Origin of the sequence: Sinomonas sp. G460-2 (genome assembly GCF_047759905.1) — a bacterium.
GTDB lineage: Bacteria > Actinomycetota > Actinomycetes > Actinomycetales > Micrococcaceae > Sinomonas.
Window position 1 is genome coordinate 1 of sequence record NZ_JBKZWT010000426.1, and the last position, 2529, is coordinate 2529.

Sequence of the window (2529 nt, forward strand, 5' to 3'; positions counted from 1 at the left end):
CATGACGCAGGAACTTGCCGCTCCGCCGCAGCGCTGGCAGCGCGCGGCCGGCATCGAGCTTCTGGGCCTCGTGTCCGGTTCGGGCCTCAACCACGCGACCTACCTCGTGCGGCGGGCCGACGGGCAGGTAGTCCAGCTCAGCGAGCTCCTGCACCACATCGTCACCGAGGCCGCCGAGCCCCTCCCCTCCGAGGAACTCGCCCGGCGGGTGAGCGCGGGCTTCGGCAAGGAACTCGACGTCGAAGGCCTCACGCTCCTCGCGGAGAGCAAGCTCGAACCCCTGGGGCTCCTCGAACACCCCGACGCTGCCCTCGCCGCCCCGGCGCCGACGGCCACGCCGCTCCTCGCGCTCACCGCCAAGGCCACGCTCGTGCCGCGCGCCGCCGTCGCCCGTCTCTCGAAGCTCCTCAAGCCGCTGTACGCGACGCCCGTCGTCGTCACGGCGTGCCTCGCGCTCGTGGCGCTCGACGTGCTCCTGTTCGCGAGGTCGAACGCCGGCGCCGCGCTCGACGACGTCCTGCTCACGCCCGGACTGCTCCTGAGCCTCTTCGCACTCATGAGCGTCGGAGCGTTGGTCCACGAAGTCGGGCACGCCACGGCGTGCCGCTACGGCGGCGCGAAGCCCGGCGTCATCGGCGTGGGCCTCTACCTCATCTTCCCGGCGTTCTACACAGACGTCACCGACTCGTACCGCCTGAGCCGCGCGGGCCGCATCCGGACCGACCTCGGCGGGCTCTATTTCCACCTCTGGTGGGTCCTCGCCGCGGGGCTCGGGTACCTCGCGACGGACAGCCCCGTGCTGCTGCTGCTCGTCATCATGACGCAGCTCCAAATGGCGCAGCAGCTTCCGCCCGCGATCCGGCTCGACGGATACTTCGTGCTCGCCGACCTCGCCGGGGTCCCTGACCTCTTCGCCCGCGTAGGGCCCGTGCTCCGCAGCCTCATCCCGGGGCGCGGCGTCGATCCCCGGGTGAGCGAACTGAGGCCGATCTCGCGGTTGATCGTGACCTCGTGGGTGCTCGTCGTCGTGCCGTTCCTGGCCGGGGTCGTCGTGTGGCTCGCCGTGAGCCTCCCATACATCCTCACGAGCGCGGTCGCCGCAACCATCGTCCACGTCCGCAACCTCTCCCTCGCGGTGACGGCCGGCCAGCCCATCGAGGCGGCGCTCTCCCTCCTCGCGATCACGCTCATCGCCCTGCCTGCCGTCGGATCGGTGCTGATCCTGGCCCAGGCCCTCGGGAACATCCTGCGAGCGCTCGTGCGGCGGCTCACGCCCCGCATGCCCCGGCCGCTTCCGCGGCACGTCATCCCGACCAACGCACTCCGAGTCGGCCGCCACAGCTGACCCGGCCGTCCAGCTCTCACCCGTTTGAGAGTCACGACCGCACCCGGAAAGGGGGTGAACATCATGCAGAAGCTCACCAAGGCCGATCTGGCCGCCGAGTCCGTCGAGCTGCTTCCGGGCCGCGAGACCCTTCTCCTGGACCGCAACATCGCAGAGATCCTGGCGTCGAACGCCTCGTTCGCAGTGAACGCGGCGACCGTCCTTTCCGCGGCGAACAGCGCCGCGCTTCAGGGCGTCTCCGTCACCCAGTTCTGACAGTGAAAGCGCACCCGGCGCCGGTCTCGTATCGGCGCCGGGAGCCCACCTTAGGAGGACATCATGCAGGCACCCCTTGCCGCTGACGTCGCCGCAGAGCACGCCGAGCTACTTCCGCAGCGCGACACACTGCTCTTCGACATCAACGTGGCACCGGTCGTTGCAGTCAACCTGGCCATCGCCGTCAACGCCGCGACGATCGGGTCGACCGCCAACGCAGCCGCGCTCCAGATCGTCGGCGTGCTCCAGCACTAGTCGGCGCTCGTCGGACCGGGAGCCGGCGCTCTGCGGCGGGCCACCCCCGCTCTGCGCCCGGACCGGTCCACCACCTCGCAGTACCCCACCCATTCAAAAACCTGGCGCCGCGCCCGCGGCGCCGTCACCAAAGGAGTGAACCATCATGACCAAGCTCACCATCACCGAAATCGCTGCCGAGTCCGTCGAGCTGCTCCCGGCCCGCGAGACCCTCCTGTGGGACCTCAACACGGCCCTCATCGCGGCGCACAACACCTCAATGGCCGTGAACGCCGCGACCGTCCTCTCCGCCGCGAACAGCGTCGCGGTTCAGGGCATCTCGGTCACGCAGTTCTGACCCCCCCACAAAACTCCGGCGCCGCTCCTCCCCCAGCCCGGCGCGGGAAAAGGAGAGGGAGGCTCGGTCGCTCCGAGCCTCCCTCTTCGCATGTGGGTTGGGCGGGTGTTAGCGGGTGCTGGCGCACGGGACAGCGCATAGATGCGCCAGTGATCGCGCGCCAGCGACTCCGCTCAGTGGAAGAAGTGCCGCGACCCCGTGAGATACATCGTGATCCCGGCGGCCTTCGCTGCGGCCACCACGTCCTCGTCGCGGATCGAGCCGCCCGGCTGCACGACGGCGCGGACGCCGGACGCGATGAGGATCTCGAGCCCGTCCGCGAACGGGAAGAACGCGT

3 protein-coding genes and 2 pseudogenes are annotated in these 2529 nt (G+C 70.0%); 4 read left to right on the top strand and 1 reads right to left on the bottom strand.

The window, feature by feature from the left end; all coding sequences use genetic code 11:
- From ACLN58_RS20875 to ACLN58_RS20890, 4 genes and pseudogenes are all read left to right on the top strand, one after another.
- Positions 1 to 1345: pseudogene (locus tag ACLN58_RS20875) on the top strand (hypothetical protein); the annotation flags it as partial.
- A gap of 63 nt (positions 1346 to 1408) precedes the next feature.
- Positions 1409 to 1600 (top strand): hypothetical protein, encoded by a 192-nt coding sequence (locus ACLN58_RS20880; protein WP_415857146.1) that lies wholly within the window; start codon positions 1409 to 1411, stop codon positions 1598 to 1600.
- A 63-nt stretch (positions 1601 to 1663) separates the two neighbouring features.
- On the top strand, positions 1664 to 1855 hold the full coding sequence (locus ACLN58_RS20885) for a hypothetical protein (protein WP_415857147.1): 192 nt from the start codon (positions 1664 to 1666) through the stop codon (positions 1853 to 1855).
- 145 nt (positions 1856 to 2000) lie between these two features.
- The gene (locus ACLN58_RS20890) at positions 2001 to 2192 is read left to right on the top strand and encodes a hypothetical protein (protein ID WP_415857148.1); all 192 of its coding nucleotides are present in this window, start codon (positions 2001 to 2003) and stop codon (positions 2190 to 2192) included.
- Between the two features lie 173 nt (positions 2193 to 2365).
- Here the strand turns inward: ACLN58_RS20890 and purH are convergent.
- Positions 2366 to 2529: pseudogene (gene purH, locus ACLN58_RS20895) on the bottom strand (bifunctional phosphoribosylaminoimidazolecarboxamide formyltransferase/IMP cyclohydrolase); the annotation flags it as partial.